Source organism: Campylobacter sp. CS_NA3 (genome assembly GCF_027797495.1).
Taxonomy (GTDB): Bacteria; Campylobacterota; Campylobacteria; order Campylobacterales; family Campylobacteraceae; genus Campylobacter_B.
Map to the genome: position 1 here is coordinate 1,120,162 of NZ_CP115609.1, position 20,570 is coordinate 1,140,731.

Consider the following 20,570-nt stretch of genomic DNA (forward strand, 5'->3'; position numbering starts at 1 on the left):
TTTAAAAATTTGCATTTGAATTCTTATTGCTTTGGCGATTGCTTCGTTTTTTCTACGAAAAAACTCGCAATGACAATGGAAAGAAAAAAAATAGTTCAATTTAAATTAAACTGCGTATGCTCTGCTTCGTGCTTCGCTACTGCTAAGAAAGCTCTCTCACGCAAAGCGTGAGCCATCGCTTCGCTTGTTTTCACAGAAACCTGTCTCGTTTCACTCGCCATCGCTTCGCTTCTTTTGCCGACGATTTTGCACAAAGTGGGCGAAGGATAAGACTTAAATTCGTCTATCCAAGCTCACTTTGTGCAAAAGCTAGGCTGAATTCCATTGCAAATTTATAAATTTTAGATTCTCCTTGCTCTGCAAGGCTCAGAATGACGAAAAATTAAATTTACAATAATAACTTCAACTCATTTTCAAATGCAGATTTCGGATAAAGCCCAAGCAGCTGCTTTACTATCTTTCCGTCCTTATCAAATATCACGCTCATAGGCGTTCCCATTACGCCACCGACCATATTTGCTAGATACATTGCAGATTTTTTGCTTGTGGCTGTCGGAAATGAAATATTTTTTTCTTTTAGCGTTTTTATATCTTTATCCAGCCCATGCGAATCGCCCAAAACGCCGATAATTCGCACATTTTCACCAAATTCTTTTGCTAAATTTTCTAAAATCGGCGCTTGCTCGGCGCACGCACCACAATCGCTAGAAAAAAAGTATAAAATAAAAGGCTTATCATGCCCTACGATTTTTAACTCTTTTTTGGCACTATCAAATGTCGTTTTAAAGCCGTTTTCATCATTTAGCGTCATGTGGTGGCGTTCGTTTCCCCCGCAACCTAGCACAAAAAACGCAACCAAAACCAAAATAAATTTTCTCATTTTTTTCCTTTTTAGTTTTTAATTTCTATTTTATCTAATTTTCCGTGTTTTAAACGCACGATTTTATCGGCATTTAAGCCAAGTTCTTCGTTGTGCGTTACCAAAAGTAGCGTTTTGCCTTCGCTTCTTAACTCATTAAATAAATTTAGCACAATCTCTTCATTTGCTTCGTCTAAATTTCCTGTTGGTTCGTCGGCGATGATGATTTCAGGCTCGTTTATCAAAGCCCTTGCTATGCAAACTCTTTGCTGTTCGCCGCCACTTAGTTCGCTTGGTCTGTGAGAAATTCTATGAGCCAAACCCACTTTTTCTAAGGCTTTTTTAGCACTTTGCAAATCCACACAAGAGTGATAATATTGATTTAGCATTACATTTTCAACGGCATTTAGATACGGCACAAGGTGAAATGCTTGAAAAACTAGCCCTATTTTTTTACGGCGAAACTCTAAAATTTGCTCTTCGTTTAGATGACTTGCGTCGCTTCCGCCTAAAAAATATGAGCCATTTGTGAGAGTATCCATAAGGCTTAAAATATTTACCAAAGTGCTTTTTCCGCTTCCGCTTGGTCCCATTATGCTGACCCACTCGCCCTTATTTACGCTAAAAGAAATATCATCAAGTGCTTTTACTTCGCCAAAATATTTACACACGCTATCAAGTTTTAAAATTTCCATATTATTCCTTTAATAAATTTGCTAAATTTGGATTTAAAGCCCGTTTTATCGGATAATAACTAGCACCAAGCGCAAAAATAAGGCTTAAAATCACAGCACTAATAAGTCCTACAAACCTAAAATCAACTCCGCTTGAAAAAATCAAAAAGCCTAGCAAATTTGCTAAAAAATATCCAAGCAATGCCCCAAAAACCGAGCCTATCACGCAAATCGTTAAAATTTCAGCCAAAATCATTTTTAATAAATTATCTCTACTTGCGCCGATCGCTCGAAGCAATGCAAATTCTTTAATCCTAGCAAACAAAATCGCGCTAAGGCTTGTATTTATGCAAATGGAAGTTATAAATAAAATCACTAGACCGATTAAAAGCATTAAAAGTTTGATTTTATCCAAAATCACCCCTTGTGCTTTTGAAATTTTGCTAATCGGCTCAAAAACGGCGTTTTCATCGCTTAAATTTTGCGAAATTTGCTTGATTTCATCGTAATTTCCAGCGACAATCGCTTGGGCGTAATTTAGCGAATTTGGCATATCGAAAATACGCTGAGCTAATTCAAGCGAGATGATTAAAAGCCCGTCTTCCTTGCCGCCGTCATAAACTATGCCTTTGATTTTAACTTTTGTAGGCATTTTTCCTTTTGGCGTGATTTCGATACTCTCGCCAACTTTTACGCCTAAAAGTTTAGCCAAATCCTGCCCGATTAAGGCATTTTTATCGTCAAAATCTATATTTATAAATTCGCCCGATTTTAAATCCAAAAACGGCATAACTAACCTTAAATTTGAAAAATTTACTCCCATTACGACGCCGCTACTAACGCCTAAATTCGCACTTGCAAAAAGATATTTGTTATATGCTTTTAAATTTGAAATTTTTTCAAATTTGGCGTCCATTATTTGCTCATTTATATGCGAATTTTCAAAATCTTTTGGGCTTATAATCAAATTTGCCCCATAAGAATTTAACTCGCTACCGACTTTTTTATCAATATCGGCATAGATATTTACAAATGCCGCTGTTACGGCACTTCCAAGCATAATGGCTAGAAAAATAACAAATCCCCTTAAACCACTTCCTAAAATGCTTTTAAATATTAGATTTTTAAAAAATGCGCTATTTCCTACCATAAAGCACCTCGGCAGGAAGTAGTTTTATAACGCTTTTTAACGGCAAAATCGAACCAAAAATGCAAATTAGTAGCCCAAAAATCACGCTCAAAGGCAAAACCATAAAACTAATGCCAATCAGTGAGCCAAAAATTTGATAAGCGATAATAAAGCTTAAAATATAGCCCAAAATCGCCCCGCAAATCGAAGCTATCACACATACAATGAAAGTTTCAGTCGCAAACTGCGTATAAATCATAAAATTTCCAGCTCCCAAAGCTTTTAAAAGCCCGATCTCTTTTTTTCGCCTGTGAATTTCGCTAGTTAGCAAACTCGTAATACAAATCGCAGAGATAAAAAGCGATAAAATGCTAACGACTGCCATTAAATTTTGGATTTTTTTAGTTATTCCGCTTTGAGTTTCGCTTACGCTTAAAAGTGCCTTTGCCGTGGCGTTTGGAAAATCTTCGGTTATTTGATACGCAATCGAACTAACATAAGCCGAACAATACCATTTATCATACGCAACCGCATCTAAGCTCTCAAAATCTCGCCTTGCTTTTACAGATAAATCATCTTCCGGAATCGTCATTGCGCTGACTTCTGCTTTGGCGATGAGACCGGCTTTATCTGTGATTTTTTGCACCAAATTTAGGCTTGTTATGATTTTATCCGACATTTCATCGCCGTTTTTTAAAATTCCTACGACTTTTACTTCAAATTCGCCCAAATTTAGCTTTTCGTCAAGCTTTAAATTTAGCCTTTCGCCGACTAAAACTTCATCTAAACTATCATCTTTTGGAAATCTACCATCAACGACCCAAAACGGATAAAGCGTAGCAACTCCGCTTTTAAAATCGCTCTCGCCTTCAACCGGAATAACCTTATCAAAATAAGTTCCAACAATCTCAAATTCATTAAATTTAGTAGATAAAAACGGCGCAAAAGCGACAATGTTATTTCGCCAAAAAATTTCTTTTATCTTATGTAAATCTTTTTCATTTAAATAATCTTCATTTTTAAGCGGCGAATACTCTTTTCCGGCTATTTCGATACTTAAATTTTGCGAACTAGGCAAAACCACGATATTTGAGCCGTAGCTTCGAAGCTCTTTTGCGACTTTATCGCCGATTTTAAGCGTGATATTTAGCATACAAGCGATCAAACTCACACTTAACAAAATGGTTAGAAAAGCTAAAATTTTATTATCTTTTGAATTTAAAATCGAAGCTTTTATTATGCGAAAAAACATTATTTTAGCTCCTTTAAAACGCCGTTTGTATCGACAAATTTTTCAGGGTTTGCTTCAAATTCGGCTTGATTTTGAGAATTTTCAAAAAAATAAGTCCGCCCGTAATACAAATATCTAAATTTTGAAGTGTTTTTGATGTTTTCTCTACTTACGGGATCGGTTACTATTTTTTCGACCACTTCGCTAAAAAAACTAGCTCCTTTTTCAATCTCTTTAAGCGAGATTATTATCTCTTTTCCGTCAAATTTATATTCGAGCGGAATAGGATTGCAGCCTCCTGCCTTGCCGACACTTGGCAAGAAAATTCGCACATTACAACTAATGCAGATTAACTCATCACCTTTTTTCACATAGCCCATATCGCCACAAATGCTACAAGCATCAAAAACGGCAACGGGAGCGAGTTTGTCTTTAAATTTATTGATTAAGAAAAATCGCACTTTATGCCCGTCATCTGTGATATAGGCGTAGCGATGAAGTTTGTTATCTTTTACAATTTCGGCGTTAAATTTAAATTCATTATTTATAGGTTCGATTATGGTTGGATTATCTATTTTAGGTGGTTTTGAAGCAACTAAAATATAAAAAAGCGAGATAAAAATGATAATCCCACCACAAAGCAAAGCATAAAAAAATTCGCTAAATGCTTTAAATTTGCCGGCTTTAAATTCTCTAAATTCAATAATATTTTCTTTATTTTTGCATTTTTCAAATTTAAGCCCAAATGCCCCTAAAATAATCAAAATCAAAGAAAAAACAATCGGCAAAAAGCTATTAAAATATATAATTTTTGCAATCACAGAAAGCAGTTTTGGTGTCGTTTTAATAATACCTTCTTGCATAAGCGAAAGTCCAAAAAAGCCTAATCTATCGATAATCAATAGAAAAAGAATTAAAACAAAAAAGCAAATTTTGACTTTTTTATTTACCCTTTTTAAAAGCGAATTTAAAAGAAAAAATATGCAAATGAAAATCAAAAATGCAAAACTAGCCATAAATAAATTTGATAAACTTAGGCTATCTAAAAGCGAACTAGTAAAAATTTTAAAATTTGCACTTATAAATTTATACTCATAACCATAAGTCATAGCAAGTAAAAAGACTATCACAGCAGTCAGATAAACGCTTTTAAATTTAAATAAAATCGGAAAAATTATCAACAATAAAATGCAAATTATGTCAAAAAATATTTTTGCCGTATCGTTATTTGCCGAAACAGCAAATGCGCTAAAACAGGCAAAACCAAAGATCACGCCACAAACAATAGGGATAAATAGCTCTTTGATATAATTTGTTCTTTGCAAAAAAGACGATATTAAAACTAACGGAAATATCGCAAGTGCAACTTGATAAAAAAATATACTCATTTATTACCTTGTAAATTTGATTAAATTCCGTCAAGCACGGAGCTTGACGGAAAATTTGGATTACTCTTTTGGAGTTCCTGTGTATTGGAATTTATAATTTACATCAAATGCGTCCCACCATTTGCCAACGCCGGTTGCTTCATCAGCGTGTCGTCCGAAACCTTGAACGCTAGGATTTTCGATATGAAAAGTTAGCTCATAGTTACCAACTCCGCCGTCCATTTTGATATTTGCGCCGTAGTGCGGTCCGTCGCTTGCTACCATAGGCATAAATGTGCCCTCTTTTACTTTGCCGTTATCTGTGTTTTTTAGTATGTAAGAAACTTTTAAATACGGAATCCACTCGCCTTCGCCAAAGCCGTTTTTGTTGCCCTCTATCGCGTGAATATCAGCTTCTAGGTGAATATCTGCTAGACTTGGGGCTAGATCAATGCCTTTTGGTTCCATGTCGATTGGTTGTAGATAAACAGCAGCTATTTCCATGCCGTTGATTTCAACAGGTTCGCCGATAGGTTGTTCTCCTGCGAACGCAATACTTGAAGCAAGGCTTAATGCCAACACTGATGAAAATAATTTTTTCATTTTATTTCTCCTTTGATAAGATTTTTCTTTCTCATTATAAAAATTCCGATAATTAGTGCCGAAATTAAGAGAATTTGCGGAATTAAACTCTCTAAATATGGATAAATTCCAAGCCATGAAATGGTTGGGAAATTTTCTATAATATGTGGAACAAAAAGTTTGCCTTCAACTAGCTCCATAACGCCTTTTCCGACAAAAACAATCGACATATAGAAAATGATTGCCGAAGTGACAAGGAAAAATGGCTTAATTGCGATTTTAAGCGAGAAAAATTTAATCACAAAATATACCACAGCAAGTGCCACAAGCCCGACTGCAAAGCCAAGAGCTACCATACTTAACGCTGAGCTTGATTTGGCATCGAAAATTAACGCCATGTAAAATAGCACGGTCTCAGCCCCTTCTCTATAAACAGCTAAAAACACGGTCCACCAAAGCGTTTTGCTATCCCCGCTACTTAGACTTTGGCTAATTTGCCCTTGTATGTAGCTTGACCATTTTTTTGCTCCTGCGTTTGAAAGTAGCCAAAAACCGACATAAAATAGCAAGAAAACGGCGATTAGCATAACAACGCCTTCTAAAATCTCCCTACTTTGAGCTGCCATTTGCGAACCAAATATCAAATTTACAGCGTATGCCGTAACTAGACTTAAAATAACGGCAACCGCTAATGAGCTATAAACTATGCCTAAATGCTTTGAATTTCCTGTTTTGATAAGATAAGCGATGACTGCCGTAACGATAATCAAAGCCTCAAAACCCTCGCGTAAAATAATGATAAAAGCATAAAGAAACAAATCCCAGTTACTTGATTTTTTGGTTAAATCAAGGCTTTGTTCTAACTGTTCAAAAAGCCTATTAGCAGCCGCGATGATTTCGCTTTTATCTGCTTTGTTTTGCATTAGGGCAACGATTTTGCTAAAACTAGCTTCCGTATCTACTTTTAGTTGCGAATTTTTAGCACCAACAAGAGCTTCCATACCGCTTGCTTCGTATTCGTCAAAATAAATATCCCCTGCATCGCTAACGGCTGAGTTTATATCGCCATTTTCATAGAGCTTCAAAGCTTCTGCCATTTTTTTACGAATATTTTCAACAACAACGCTAAAATCTGCTTGCTCTGCGATTTCTTCTTCTTGCATTTCCTGCATTATGGCTTTTGGCGCAAGAGCGTAAGATTCACTAGGCAATTTTGCGATACTTGTGTTAAGCAAATCATCAATATCTTTTAAAGCTTGAACTACTTGTGTTTGGCTCATTTGCGTGTTTTTGCTAATAACAGCACCCATAACCTGCTGAATCATTTGATCCATTTTAGCCGAATCATATCGTCTAACGGCGATTTCAAGCTGTTTATTGCGGTAAAGATTAAATTTAGCCCTGTTTAATGCTTCCTTCATAGCTTCGCCGTCGTTTTTTTCGTAAGCCTCTTTTGCGTTTTTAAGCTCATTTGAAATTTGATTATAAATATTTACCCACGGATTTGCGTTTTGCGTTAAATTTGTCTCGTTTAAATTTTCATTTTTAGGCTCGATTTTCGCCGCACTAATACCGCCGTCATCGCTTCGCTCTGCGACTAGTTTATGTCCGCTTTCAATCACAGGTAAAATTTCGATGATTTCAGCATTTAGCTTATCTATCATAGCTTGAATTTCATCAACAGGCTTTTCATTTTTTATCGCTTTGCGAATATCACCAAACTGCTTTTCCATAGCGTAAGATTTTTTCTGACCTAAATTTATACGAATTCCGGCTTCCAAATTTTCAAAATGCCCAAAATATGCTTGTTGCGTAAGTTGCCTTGCTTCTGCGTTTTTTCCGTCTTTATAAAGTGTAATTACTTCTTTAAATTTATTTTCTATCTCTTTTGCTTCATTGGCATAATCAGCACCAAATAAAATCGTAAAAGATAAAATAAAATAAATGCTAAATTTTATAAATTTCATAAATCGCCTTTTAAATTTATGTTATGAAAATTATTTTCATATAATGAGCGTAATTTTATAGTTAAATTTCTTAAAAAGCTATAAAAATTTTTATATTATCAATTTGATTAAAAAACGATATTTAGAGATTTTAAATAAAAATTTTAATTTTTTATTTAAGTATATTTATGATAATCTTATTTAAAATTATCAATTAAAAATGATTTTGAATTTAACAAAATTCAAAAAGAAAATATAATGATAAATGATAAAGCTTATAAATTTAGTAAAACGGGGCAAAGTTATGAATTTTATGAGATAAAAATTCGGTAGCTAAATTTAGCTACCGAATTTAAAATTTAAAATCTTAGTGAAGTTTTTCCCAAACTTTCTTTTTCCAAAGTCCTGCAAATACAGCCAAAATCGCAAAATAGATCATAATCCAAATGGTTGTTTTCTCTCTTTCGCTTTTTTTGCTATCGCCGACATTTTCTAAGTATGCAACGACTTGATCTTCTGCTTGTTGATTTAGACCAACGCGTGGCATAGAAGTTCCCGGCAATCTTTTTTGAGGATCGTTGATAAATTCATGCAAATAACTAGCTCTTTTAGATCTAATCATCATAGACAAATCAGGCGGAGTTGAACCCATATATTTGCTAAGCGCGTCAATATTGCTAGTCATTGCTTTGTTGTCATATTTTACATCGTGGCAACGGCTACAAGCGTTATCAAATACCGCTGAGTTTTCCATCTCTTTTGGTGCGATTGATTTTAGATAGGCTACAATATCGGCTAGTTCTTGGTTTATATCACCGCCAAGACCGAAAAATCCCGGCATAGGAAACGGAGTTTCATCGCCGAATTTATGACCTAATTTTAATGCCATAACAGGATCTTTAATGATAGCGGCTAAGAATTTTTCATCATATAAATAACCAGCAGTGCTTAAATCAGGCGGATTTACGCCATAAGCATCACTAGCTGTTGCGCCGTCCATAGGAGCAGGAAGTCCTGCTGCTTCTACGCCGTGACATGCCGTACAACCTGCATTTATAAATGTTTCGGCTCCTGTTGAAGCATCACCTTTACTAAAATCAATTTGATTTACTTCGTTCCAAAACAAAGTCGCTTTATCTTGATTTTCTTTTGCTACGCTTAAATCAGCTTCTGCCGCTGCGATAGCTTTTTCGTCATTGCGAGATTTTGCGCTTTCTAGTGCGCTTTGAGCCATATCGATATTATCTTTTGTAGATAAAGCGTCCCCTTGACTAAAATCATAATTCACAGGTGCAACATGCGGACTTAGTTTTGAGTGAGCATAAGGCTCGATAAACCAATATGTAACCAAAACACTTACGATAAGGATTAATAATACTTTTAGTTCTTTATTCATCTGTTTTACCTTTCTTTTCTTTCAGCTATTGTTATCAAAGGCAAAAATACTACTATTAAGAATATGTATATTATAGATAGCAAAAATCCCCAGTAAGTATTTAATACACCAAGCGTAGATCCGTCAGCAGGTAATTTACCAAATAGACTTAAAAGTATCATATCAATAACCAAAACCCAAAACCAGACCAAATATGCTTTGTTTTTGTGTGCCGGTTCTACAACGCTACTTCTATCCATCCAAGGAACTAAAATCAGTGAAATTCCGGCAAACGCAAACGCTATAAGGCCAATGTCTGCTGCTTTTAAAGGACCAACATCAAAGAAAAATCCTCTTAAAATTTCATATTGCCACAAGAAATACCACTCAGGATAAATATGAGCAGGTGTTTTCATATCATTTGCAGGATCAAAGTTAATCGGATCCATAGCAAAATCAAAGTGAAAACCTACCAAGTAGAAGAAGAAAATCATAAATATTGATAGGTAGAAAAAGTCTTTTGATAAAAATCCCGGCCAAAATGGAATAACTTTGCTCTCTTTTGTTTCGCCTTTTAAGTATTTTTCTGCTTCAAGCTCAAAATCAATCTCTTCGCCTTCTAAATTATTTACATGCGGAAATCTTAAAGCATAAAAGTGAAGCGCAATCACAGCAATAACAACAATCGGCAATAAACAAACATGGAGCATGAAAAATCTAGTTAGTGTTGGATCGCTTACGGCATAATCACCCCTAATCCACTCAACAACAGCATCCCCAATAACAGGAATTCCACCAAATAAATTTGTGATAACCATCGCAGCCCAGTAGCTCATTTGTCCCCAAGGAAGCATATATCCGCTAAATGCTTCGGCTGAGAAAATCATAAATAGTAGCATACCGCTTACCCAAATCATCTCTCTGCCTTGTTTGTAAGAGCGATAATAAAGTCCCGTAAATAAGTGGATATACATTACTAAAAATACAACAGAAGCAGCAACAGCATGTATATGTCGCCATAACCAACCATATTCAACTTCTTGCATGATAGTTTTATTTACGCTATCAAACGCTAATGCTGCGTCCGGTTTATAATACATTACAAGCATCAAACCGCTTAAAAATAAAACAACAAAAAGCGTCATCAAAATAACGCCCATAGCCCATAGGAAGTTAATATTTTTTGGAATCCAATATTCACTCACCATAACTTTCATAAATTTTTTAACACCTAGTCTTTGATCAAACCAATCTAAAAGGCTAGTAGCTTTTGTGATATGTGCCATATTTTATCCCTCCTACGCTTGCATTAAGGCTTTATATTCAGGGCCTTCTTCGCCCAAAACTATCTTAGTGCCTTCGATTTTAAACGGCGGAATATCAAGCGGTCTTGGCGGTGGTCCAAAAACATTTTCGCCACTCACATCAAACTGACCCCCATGACAGGCACATACAAAAAGTTGTTTGCTAGGATTATAGCTAGGAATACAACCCAAATGTGTGCAAAGACCGATACATACTATATATCTAGCACCATCGACTACAATATCTCTTTTTTCGTTTGCTTCCATTTGTGCGGTTTTTTTAAGCACAAAAATAGGTTTTTTTCGCCATTGAGTTACATAGAGTTCGCCTTCTTTAACGCCACCCAAATCAATAGTCGTAAAACCCGCTGCTCTAACGCTAGGAAGCGGATCCCACGATTTTTTCAAACCACCAAGTGCCAATATGCCACCCACAGCAGCAGTCGCACCAAAGGCAAGTCCAATAAAATCGCGTCGTTCTTTAAATTTTACAGACATTATCCAATCCTTTCTAAAAATAAAAAATCCTAAAATTATATCCAAATAAATATTAAATGAAAATGATATTTTAGATAAATAATAAAAATTTTATTTTAGAAAAAGCCTAATTTTAGATAAAAATCCCAATTTTAGGCAATTTATATAAATTTAATATATGTTTAAAATTTTCTTAAACTTAAAAATGGAAAAATTTAATTTTTGATAAACAAAATTAATTTTGAAAGAAAATTTTGACGAATTTTAAGCAAATTTTTAGCACTAAAAGGCAAAAATTCTAAATTATTTCAAAAATTTAAAGGCAAATTTATGAAAGAAATTTTAAACAAATTTACTCCTGCTTTAATCAAACAGATAATTTTTATGATTGTTTTAAATGCCATTTATAGTGGTTCAAGCATAGCGATTCTATCGTTTATAAATAAATATTTGCTAAAACTTGAAACAAAAAATCTTCAAATAATGTTTTTCTTTTTTGCTTTGCTTTTGCTATTTTTAGGGCTTTCTATACTATCTCGTGCTGTGCTTTGCAAAATCGAAACAAATTTTGTATTTAATCTTAGAAGCAAAATCATAAAACAAATCATCGACACGAAATACCAAAAAATCGAACAAGCAGGTCAGGCAAATTTACTTGCGTCCCTTTCTAGCGACATTTCTCGCTTGACTGACGGCTTTATGCGAATTTCCGAACTCGTCCAAGGTGTGATGATAGTCATTTTCGTGGGAATTTATATCGCTTATATCTCTTTTGATATGTTTTTATTTTTATTTTTTTGGATTGGTGCATTGATGATCATTTGGCACTTTTTTATGAAAAAGGTTATTGCAAATTTCGACGCTTACAGGCAGGGCGAAGATGCACTTTATAAAAATTATAAAGCAAGTATCGAAGGACATAAAGAGCTTTCTATCAACTCTGTTAAAGCAAAAAATTTATACGAAAACAAATTTCTGCCAAATGCGACAAATTTACGCCAAACATCACTAAAAGCGCAAATTTATCAAGCTTTTGCTAGTAATTTCATGAGCATTATGCTTTTAGGCGCAGTTGGCGTTGTGCTTTATTATGGGCTTGGTGGAACCAAAGAAGATCTTGCAAATGCCGTAACCGTCGCACTTACTGTTTTGTTTTTAAGAGGACCTTTGATGACCGTTGCCTTTTCGTTTCCTAGTTTGCTTCGTGCAAAAATCGCTTTTAATAAAATTCAAGATTTAAATTTGGACGAATTTAAGCCTGAATTTTGGAGTGAGAGTCTGCCTGAGTGGAAAAGCCTAAAACTAAAAAACATAAATTTCAGATACAAAAACAGCGAATTTGGTTTAAAAAATATAAATTTAGAGATAAATAGTGGCGAAATCGTGTTTTTGGTAGGCGATAACGGAAGCGGAAAATCAACGCTTTTTATGATTTTAGCAGGACTTTATGAAGCCACTAGTGGGGAAATTTGGGTAGATGACACCAAAATCACGGAGCAAAATTTACAAAGTTATCGCAACAACATAAGTGCGATTTTTAGCGATTTTTACCTGTTTGACGATGTTTTGGGAGACGAAGAGATCGCCAAAGCGTGGTTAGAAAAAATGGCATTAACAGGTAAAGTAAATATCGAAAAAGGTGAAAAAAGCGAAAACGAAGCAAGTAAATTTGCCAAATTTAGCACGACAAATCTTTCTAGTGGTCAGCGAAAACGCCTTGCAATGGTTAGCACACTTTTAGAAAATAATAAATTTTTAATGCTTGATGAGTGGGCAGCCGATCAAGATCCTGTTTTTAGAAAGCAGTTTTACGAAGAAATTTTAGGAACCCTAAAAGCCAAAGGTTATACGATTTTTGCAATCAGCCACGATGATAGATATTTTGAGTATGCAGATAAAATTTACAAAATGAAAAACGGCGAAATTTCTCGCTTAAAGTAGGCTTAAAATTTATTAAATTTTGGTCAATTTTGATAAAAATTAAATCTATTTTAAATTTTTTATTTGCCTATATATTTAAGAATTCAGCAAAAAGTTCGCAAAAAATGGCACTAATTTGTAATTTAAGAATAAATTTTATCGATTAGTAAAAAGTAAATAAAATTTTAAATAAATATTTATTTTTTTTCATTATAATGCCACTTGCAATTTACCTGAAAGGATATAAAAATGAAAAAATCACTAATCGTTTGCGCTGCTCTTGCAGCTTTTGCATGTAGTTCTTTTGCGGCTGATGGCGAAGCATTATTTAAAAAATGTGCTGCTTGTCATGGTGCAAAAGCAGAAAAATCTTACCTAAATAAAGTTCCTGTACTTACAACTTTGGATAAAGAAGCTAGACTAGCTGATATGAAAGCTTACAAAGCAGGCACAATCGGCGAAGGCAAAGGTAAAATCGGCATGGGTGCAGTTATGAAAGGTCAAATGGCTACTATGAGCGATGACGATATGGCTGCTGTTAATGATTTCATCGAAACTTTGAAATAATAACTCTGTTTCTTATGCGACGGGGATTGGGTCTTCGTCGCATTTTTTATTTTTAATCAAATTTATTTATTTTTAAATTCCAAAAGATTTTTTGCTCATCAAATCAAAATGACAACAATAACAAGAATTTGCAAAAGAATTAACGCAAATTTAAATCATTTGTAGGGCAGATAAGCTTATTTGCCACAACCACTTTAAAGCAAAATTTATCTTTTAGTAGTAAAATCAAAATCCAAAATCTAAACGAAAGGAGCAAAATCATGCGAGATAGAGCGATTTTGGCGAATTTTCGCCGTGAAATTTCATTAAAAAGTCGCGTTGTGAAATCTAAAAAAATTTACAATCGCAAAAAGGCAAAAGCTGAATTTAACGCACAAAAAGTGCGTTAATTTAAGTTTTAAATTTAAAAATTTAAATTAACGCATTTTAGATTTTTGTAGTTTTTATCAAAAATTTTTGGTGGGCAAGGATGCCCACCCTACGATACTTGGTATCTCCTTAAAAAAATTTATTTATTTGATTTTTTATATTATTTATAATATCCGAAAGGAACACGGGAAAAAATACTGCTCCAAAAAATAAAATAATCCCATGTGCTAGAAAAGTCCAAAAAAATATTTCAAGCCTAATACTCATAGTGGGATAAAAATCTTTTGCAAATATACCTACTTTTTCTAAAACTAAATTACCATAAAAATATAATCTTATATGTATATAATAAATTACTGCACAAACGAAAGCAGTATATAAAATGTGTTTTAATTTAAAATTTTTACAACATATATCATTACTATATTTCATTGAAAGAAATAAAATACTAAAAAATAAAATAAGAAAAAGTATTACGAAAATTACATAAATATACCCCGTATAAAACATAACCACCTGTGGTATCTTACTAGTGCTACCAAATATTTCAATACTAGGTATAAATTGTTTCATAAAATTTGTAAAACTAGCACAAATTTGGCATTTATCTAAAATATCAGTTGGTATGATAAAAACACTCAAAAGAAAAAGTATATAAACACCAAATATAAATGTAAATCTATTTAACCACTTTTTACCTTCTGGACTTAACTCGTCTTGTTCGGTATTTTTATTTTCCGAATTTCCAGTGTTTTTTGAATTTTCAATGTTTTCTAAATTTCTTGTATTTTCTAAATTTTCATTTTCCAATTTTAATCCTTTAAAATAAATTTCCTTGCAAATTCAAATTCAGGTCGTATCGTTTAGCCACGATACGAAAATCTGTTTTAAAATTTGCTATTTTGCAAATTTGCTTTTTAATAAACAGTTTTGCCGTTTGCGCGGATTGCCACGAATTTTTGCTTTCGCAAGAATTCTCGCAATGACATTATATAGCAACTTAAATTACAAATGCCGACGATTTTTCGTCAGGCGGACGATGGCTAGACTAAATTCGTCTGACCGAGTTTGCATGACGAAAAAGCTAGGCTCGGTTCAACTTAATAAATTCAAAAAGATTTTTTATTTAGTTTTAAAATTTTCGGTCGTATCGTAATGTCTGTAACCACCGACTTTGTGCGTAAAATTTCTAAAACCAAATTTGCTATCTCTTCCGCGTCGATATATGAGCTCTCATCGTCGCTTGGCTCAAAACGCAAATCATCGTAAAACGGCGTTTTGACGATGTCAGGGTTTATGCAGGTAACTTTGATTTCTTTGCGATTTTCTTCAAAAAGTGAGAGCAAAAAAGCCCTTAGCCCTGCCTTAGAAGCACTATATGCACAAGAAAATTTGCTAAAACGCAAAGCTTCGATCGACGAAATGCCGATGATATGGGCATGGTTGCGTTTTAAATTTTTAAGCAAAAGCGAAGTTATGATTAAATTTGCGCTTAAATTTATATTTATTAAATTTGCGATTTCGCCTGCTCTTTGGCATTCAAGTGGGTCAAATTTACCAACACCCGCACACAGCAAAAGTGCCGAAATTTCGTGCTTTTGCGAGAGTTCGCTAACTTCTTTTTCAAGCTCATTTAAATTTTCAAAACGGCTTTTTAGTGTCAAAATTTCATAGCCGTTTGCCTTTAAAATTTTCGCGCACTCCCCGCCGATACCGCCACTAACGCCTGTTACCAAAGCTTTCATCTTGTCCCCTTTAAAGCAATTTTTTCAAAATATGCATTTTTCATCGCCATTTCCATTTCGTCATTTGAGCCAAACTCATAGCCAAAACACTCGCCCCAAAGCGATTTTTCTTCCATACACATATAGAAAAATACCTTGTCATGCCACTTTGCGAAGCTTTCATAGGCGAATTTAAACATCTCTTTTTTGATTTCGTGTGGATACGAAAATTTGCCGTTGATTTCGCACAAAGGCATTTGCAAAATTTTTGATTTTCGTTTTCTCTCACGCAATTTTTTGATAACGCTTTTTATAAATGTAAGCGTTCCAAAGCTCACACAAGCGACATTTTGCGGGTCAAATTCGCTTTGTAAATGCGCGAAAATTTCAGCGTATTCGCTTTGATAATTTTCATACCAAACCATCGGGTGAAAGTGAAAACCAACCAAAATTCCTTTTTCACTCAAAGCCTTTGCAGCCTTTAATCTCGCGTTTAAATTTGCACTAAAATGCTCTTCATTTTCCACGATTGTAGGCGTATTTAGCGAAAAAGTGGCGATTAAATTTTTTGGAATTTCATTTTCTAGCAAGAATTTAATATTATCCGATTTGCTTTTAAGCTCTAAAATCACATTTGGATTAAGTCTCGCAAATTCGCAAAGAGCCGATAAAATGCCGAATTTATCGCCCCACATAAGCGAGTCCGAGCTTTGACCTGTGCCGATATGATAGGTTTGATCTCTATCAAGTTTTAAATTCTTTAAATTTTTAGCAAATTCGGTGTTAAAGCCGATTTTACCGCCATTGTAAAAAGATTGAATAGAACAATATGAGCAGTCAAATCCGCATGACTGCACGGCATCAAGCGTTAAAAGATTGCAACACCTTGTATTAACACTTGCCACAGGACAACGCCCAAGTGCGATTTTATCGCTACTAAAAAGCGAAATTTCATTTTGTTTTGGCGTCAAATTTGGTTTAAAATTTACATAACTATGCTTAGTTTGCTTTAAATCTTGCCAAATTTTTCGCAAATTTACAAAAATATCTTTTGCGTGCGAATGCTCATCAAATTTGCAAAAATTCGGCACAAAATTTTCATCAAAATACTCATAAATTGGCTTTTCGCACCACGCTTCAAAATCTATTGCAAATTCAGCAATTTGCTTTTTTTCTTGGAACGAAAAATGATATTTTTCAAATAAATTTGTCAAAAAATTTGCCGTTTTATCATCTAAATTCATAAAATTCTTTCTATATTTTTGATTTGATTTTTGACGAGATTATACACAAAATTCTTTGAAATTCTCTCAGTGTTTAGATGATCGCTTACGATTTTTACTATTAAAAAAGACACGCCAAATTCGGTGCAAATTCGCCCAAATTCATCGCTTTCCATATCGCAAAGCGTCGCATTTATCGCCGTTTTTGGCGAAGATACGCACTCTAAATTTGCTGTTTTAAAGCCTTCGATTTTTTCATTTATGCAAAAAATTTCGCCGATTTGAACGCCTTTGTCACTACAACCACAAATTCCTAAATTTATAACTTTGCTAAAAGAATTTACGCATAAAATTTCAGCTAAATTTGCCGTATTTTTTGCTCCCACACCCAAAACACAAAGCCAAATTTGCTCGTTTTTGTAAATTTTAAATTTTTCGCTTTTATCTAGTTTTAGCTTAAATCGCTCTATTATCGGCATTGCTTCGCATAAAAGTGCCGTATGAATCAAAATCATAAAAATCCTTATAAATTTTTTGTCTATTTTAACAAATTTCAGCTATAATGAAAGGTTAATTAAATTTTTTAAGGCAAAAAATGAACGATACAATCAAAATAACGGGCGCAAGAGAGCATAACCTGCAAAATATAAATTTAGAGATTCCAAAAAATAAACTTGTGGTTTTTACAGGGCTTTCTGGTTCTGGTAAAAGCACTTTGGCGTTTGATACGCTTTATGCCGAGGGTCAAAGGCGCTATGTAGAAAGTCTTTCAAGCTACGCTAGGCAGTTTTTAGATCGTGTCGGAAAGCCTGACATCGATAAAATCGACGGCTTAACACCTGCTATTGCGATAGATCAAAAAACCACTTCTAAAAACCCGCGATCTACCGTGGGAACGATAACCGAAATTTATGATTATTTGCGACTTTTATACGCTAGGGTTGGCGTTCAGCATTGTCATCAGTGCGGAAAGCCGATTTCAAAAATGAGTTCAAGCGATATTATCGCAGAAGTTATGAAGCTTCCTAATGGCACGAAAATATCCATTTTATCGCCTTTGGTGCGTGAAAAAAAAGGCACATTTGCCGATATGATTGAAAATTTGCGAAATCAAGGCTTTGTCAGAGCTATCATAGACGGCGTTATGGTAAGGTTAGATGAAGACATCGAGCTATCAAAAACCAAAAAACACACGATAAAAGTCGTCATCGACCGCACCGCCGTAAATGGCGAAAATTCGGTGCGTATCGCAAGTGATATAGAAAAATCTTTAAAACTTAGCTACGGCGAAGTTGAAATCGACATCGCAAACGCTGATGAGATGGGCTTAGAACGAAATTTTATACATTATAGCGAACACATGGCGTGTTTTGATTGTAAAATTTCATTTACACCGCTTGAACCGCTTGCATTTAGCTTTAACTCGCCAAAAGGGGCGTGTGAAAGTTGCGACGGGCTTGGAATTCGTTTTAGCCTTGATTTAAACAAAATCATCAACGAAAATATCAGCATTGAAGACGGCGCAGTTAAGCTAATGTATGGCTTTAACAAGAGTTATTATTATAAATTTTTGCTCGGTTTTTGCGAAGCAAACGGCATAAATGTCAAAATGCCATACGCCGAACTTAGCGAAGACGAAAAAAAGCTCATTTTATACGGAAATGTCAAGGAAGTGCCGTTTTACTGGAAACACCACAAACTAATGCGTAAATTTGAAGGTGCGATAAAATACGCCTATGATTTGCTAAAAAATGAAAATGATTTGGACGAATATATGAGCGAAAAAATTTGCTCGGATTGTGGTGGCAAACGCCTAAAACCTGAGAGTTTAGCCGTAAAAGTAGCGAATTTAACGCTCGGGGAAGTCATAAGCCTAAGCATAGATGAGTGCGTGGAATTTTTTTCAAACGAAAGCAATTTTAGCAAATTTAGCGAACAACAAAGTCAAATCGCAATGCCGATTTTAAAAGAAATCAACGAACGGCTTTTCTTTTTAAAAGATGTGGGCCTAGGTTATCTCACACTCGGACGAGATGCAAGGACGATTAGCGGTGGCGAAGCGCAACGCATTCGCATAGCTAGTCAAATCGGAAGTGGGCTAAGCGGCGTAATGTATGTTTTAGATGAACCAAGTATCGGGTTACATGAACGAGATACGATAAAACTCATTAAGACTTTGCGAAATTTGCAACAAAAAGGAAATTCTGTTATCGTCGTCGAACACGATAAAAAAACTATCGAAGAAGCCGATTTTGTGGTTGATATTGGTCCGGGAGCCGGTAAATATGGCGGAAATGTCGTATTTGCAGGAAGTGTGGAAAAACTGCTAAAAAGCGACACACAAACTGCCCTTTATCTAACGCATAAAAAAGAGATAAATTATCAAAAAAATAGAGCGCAAGAGCTATGGCTAGGCATAAAAAATGTCAATATCAATAATATAAAAGGCTTAAATGCGAAATTTCCTTTGCGAAATTTGGTAGGCATTACAGGCGTAAGCGGTAGCGGAAAAAGCTCACTCGTGCTTCAAACCATTTTACCAAGAGCGTTAGAACAGCTAAATCACGCCAAAAAGGTTAAAATCGTAAAAGATGCGAAAATTTCAGGCTTAGAAAATTTAGATAAAGTTATTTATCTTGATCAAACCCCTATCGGTCGCACTCCGCGTTCAAATCCTGCTACTTACACAGGCGTTATGGACGAAATTCGCGCCCTTTTTGCAGCCACAAAAGAAGCGGCCTTGCGTGGGTATAAAATCGGGCGTTTTAGCTTCAATGTCAAAGGCGGGCGTTGCGAAAAATGCGCAGGAGAAGGTGAAATAAAAATCGAAATGCACTTTTTGCCTGATATTAGCGTGGTTTGCGATGTTTGTGGTGGCACTCGCTATAACGCTCAAACACTTGAAATTTTATACAAAAACAAAAATATCGCCGAAGTTTTGGCTATGAGTATTGATGAAGCTTTGGAATTTTTCAAAGCCGTGCCAAAAATTCAAACAAAACTTAAAACTCTCCAAGATGTGGGGCTTGGCTATGTCGCTTTGGGGCAACCTGCCACTACGCTAAGCGGCGGCGAAGCCCAAAGGGTAAAACTAGCAAAAGAGCTAAGCCGCACAGATACGGGCAATACGCTTTATATTTTAGATGAGCCGACCACGGGTCTGCATTTTGCCGATGTCGATAGGCTTGTTCGAGTGCTTCATCATTTAGTGGATTTAGGCAATTCGGTTTTTGTAATCGAGCATAATATGGACATAATTAAAAACTGCGATTATCTTATTGATATGGGTCCAGAAGGCGGGGACGGCGGCGGAAAAATCATAGCACAAGGAACGCCAAAGCAGTTAGCGAAAGCTTATAAAAAAACAGGCTCTTATACGGGAGAATTTTTAGCGAAAGAAGTATTGTAAATCCAACCCAGCCTAGCTTTCGTGCGTAGCGAACTTGGACAGACAATTTTAGTCTAGTCCTTTGTTCGCCACGCACGAAATCGTCGGCATTTGGTTTTAAAATTTAAATTGAATTATTTTGTCATTGCGAGAATTTTTGCGTTAGCAAAAATTCGTGGCAATCGCCAAAGCCTAAATAACCAAAATGCAAATTCACAAATTTAAAAAAAATCAAAAAATAATCAAAATTTCTAAATTTACAAAAACCAAATAGCAAATTTAACCACTAGCGATTGCTTCGACCACTTCGTGGTCTCGCAATGACAAAAAGAGCAAATTTTTTATTTTGTCATTGCGAGAATTTTTGCGTTAGCAAAAATTCGTGGCAATCGCCAAAGCTTAAATAACCAAAATGCAAATTCACAAATTTTTATC

The 20,570-nt window shown here is 34.9% G+C and carries 19 protein-coding genes; 4 read left to right on the forward strand and 15 right to left on the reverse strand.

All coding sequences use genetic code 11. From position 1 onward, the window contains the following. Window positions 1-95 precede the first annotated feature (95 nt). The 11 genes from PF026_RS05590 to PF026_RS05640 all read right to left on the reverse strand — a co-directional run bounded on the left by PF026_RS05590 (window position 96) and on the right by PF026_RS05640 (window position 10,965). Complete coding sequence (locus PF026_RS05590; protein ID WP_270863550.1) at window positions 96-221, reverse strand: hypothetical protein; 126 nt, start codon at window positions 219-221, stop codon at window positions 96-98. Between the two features lie 167 nt (window positions 222-388). After that, entirely contained in the window at window positions 389-880 is a 492-nt protein-coding gene (locus PF026_RS05595; RefSeq protein WP_270863551.1) for a TlpA family protein disulfide reductase, read from the reverse strand. A gap of 11 nt (window positions 881-891) precedes the next feature. Then, window positions 892-1,554 carry an ABC transporter ATP-binding protein gene (locus tag PF026_RS05600; RefSeq protein WP_270863552.1) on the reverse strand — a complete coding sequence of 221 codons (663 nt, stop codon included), beginning with the start codon at window positions 1,552-1,554 and terminating at the stop codon, window positions 892-894. 1 nt (window position 1,555) lies between these two features. Then, the gene (locus PF026_RS05605; protein WP_270870414.1) at window positions 1,556-2,683 is read right to left on the reverse strand and encodes an ABC transporter permease; all 1,128 of its coding nucleotides are present in this window, start codon (window positions 2,681-2,683) and stop codon (window positions 1,556-1,558) included. Further along, window positions 2,670-3,914, reverse strand: coding sequence for an ABC transporter permease (locus PF026_RS05610; protein ID WP_270870413.1), 1,245 nt, complete (start codon window positions 3,912-3,914; stop codon window positions 2,670-2,672). The genes PF026_RS05605 and PF026_RS05610 overlap by 14 nt, the downstream gene beginning before the upstream one ends. After that, window positions 3,914-5,281 (reverse strand): Fe-S-containing protein, encoded by a 1,368-nt coding sequence (locus PF026_RS05615; RefSeq protein ID WP_270863554.1) that lies wholly within the window; start codon window positions 5,279-5,281, stop codon window positions 3,914-3,916. The genes PF026_RS05610 and PF026_RS05615 overlap by 1 nt, the downstream gene beginning before the upstream one ends. A gap of 60 nt (window positions 5,282-5,341) precedes the next feature. Beyond that, window positions 5,342-5,863 carry an iron transporter gene (locus PF026_RS05620; RefSeq protein ID WP_270860612.1) on the reverse strand — a complete coding sequence of 174 codons (522 nt, stop codon included), beginning with the start codon at window positions 5,861-5,863 and terminating at the stop codon, window positions 5,342-5,344. After that, window positions 5,860-7,809, reverse strand: coding sequence for an FTR1 family iron permease (locus PF026_RS05625; RefSeq protein WP_270863555.1), 1,950 nt, complete (start codon window positions 7,807-7,809; stop codon window positions 5,860-5,862). The genes PF026_RS05620 and PF026_RS05625 overlap by 4 nt, the downstream gene beginning before the upstream one ends. 346 nt (window positions 7,810-8,155) lie before the next feature. Continuing rightward, the gene (locus tag PF026_RS05630; RefSeq protein ID WP_270863556.1) at window positions 8,156-9,184 is read right to left on the reverse strand and encodes a c-type cytochrome; all 1,029 of its coding nucleotides are present in this window, start codon (window positions 9,182-9,184) and stop codon (window positions 8,156-8,158) included. Between the two features lie 5 nt (window positions 9,185-9,189). Continuing rightward, window positions 9,190-10,449 carry a cytochrome b gene (locus PF026_RS05635; RefSeq protein WP_270863557.1) on the reverse strand — a complete coding sequence of 420 codons (1,260 nt, stop codon included), beginning with the start codon at window positions 10,447-10,449 and terminating at the stop codon, window positions 9,190-9,192. 12 nt (window positions 10,450-10,461) lie between these two features. Beyond that, window positions 10,462-10,965 (reverse strand): Rieske 2Fe-2S domain-containing protein, encoded by a 504-nt coding sequence (locus tag PF026_RS05640; RefSeq protein ID WP_270860608.1) that lies wholly within the window; start codon window positions 10,963-10,965, stop codon window positions 10,462-10,464. A gap of 309 nt (window positions 10,966-11,274) precedes the next feature. On the opposite strand from PF026_RS05640, the gene PF026_RS05645 reads away from it, so the two are divergent. The 3 genes from PF026_RS05645 (at window position 11,275) to PF026_RS05655 (ending at window position 13,820) form a co-directional block, all read left to right on the forward strand. Continuing rightward, window positions 11,275-12,885, forward strand: a complete 1,611-nt coding sequence (locus tag PF026_RS05645) for a cyclic peptide export ABC transporter (RefSeq protein WP_270863558.1) — start codon at window positions 11,275-11,277, stop codon at window positions 12,883-12,885. A gap of 228 nt (window positions 12,886-13,113) precedes the next feature. Further along, a complete protein-coding gene (locus tag PF026_RS05650; RefSeq protein ID WP_270860606.1) occupies window positions 13,114-13,431 on the forward strand; it encodes a c-type cytochrome in 318 nt (105 codons plus the stop codon). A gap of 260 nt (window positions 13,432-13,691) precedes the next feature. After that, window positions 13,692-13,820: a hypothetical protein gene (locus tag PF026_RS05655; protein WP_270860589.1), complete on the forward strand. Its 129-nt coding sequence runs from the start codon at window positions 13,692-13,694 to the stop codon at window positions 13,818-13,820. Window positions 13,821-13,929: 109 nt separating this feature from the next. Here the strand turns inward: PF026_RS05655 and PF026_RS05660 are convergent, their stop codons facing one another. The 4 genes from PF026_RS05660 to PF026_RS05675 all read right to left on the reverse strand — a co-directional run bounded on the left by PF026_RS05660 (window position 13,930) and on the right by PF026_RS05675 (window position 17,262). Further along, window positions 13,930-14,610, reverse strand: a complete 681-nt coding sequence (locus PF026_RS05660; protein ID WP_270863559.1) for a hypothetical protein — start codon at window positions 14,608-14,610, stop codon at window positions 13,930-13,932. Window positions 14,611-14,909: 299 nt separating this feature from the next. Then, window positions 14,910-15,545 (reverse strand): SDR family oxidoreductase, encoded by a 636-nt coding sequence (locus PF026_RS05665; protein ID WP_270863560.1) that lies wholly within the window; start codon window positions 15,543-15,545, stop codon window positions 14,910-14,912. Next, window positions 15,542-16,768 carry an SPL family radical SAM protein gene (locus PF026_RS05670; RefSeq protein ID WP_270870411.1) on the reverse strand — a complete coding sequence of 409 codons (1,227 nt, stop codon included), beginning with the start codon at window positions 16,766-16,768 and terminating at the stop codon, window positions 15,542-15,544. The genes PF026_RS05665 and PF026_RS05670 overlap by 4 nt, the downstream gene beginning before the upstream one ends. After that, a complete protein-coding gene (locus tag PF026_RS05675) occupies window positions 16,765-17,262 on the reverse strand; it encodes a phosphorylase family protein (protein ID WP_270870410.1) in 498 nt (165 codons plus the stop codon). The genes PF026_RS05670 and PF026_RS05675 overlap by 4 nt, the downstream gene beginning before the upstream one ends. Before the next feature lie 80 nt (window positions 17,263-17,342). Between PF026_RS05675 and uvrA the strand changes: the two genes are divergently transcribed. Continuing rightward, entirely contained in the window at window positions 17,343-20,156 is a 2,814-nt protein-coding gene (gene uvrA / locus PF026_RS05680) for an excinuclease ABC subunit UvrA (protein WP_270870409.1), read from the forward strand. Window positions 20,157-20,570 lie beyond the last annotated feature (414 nt).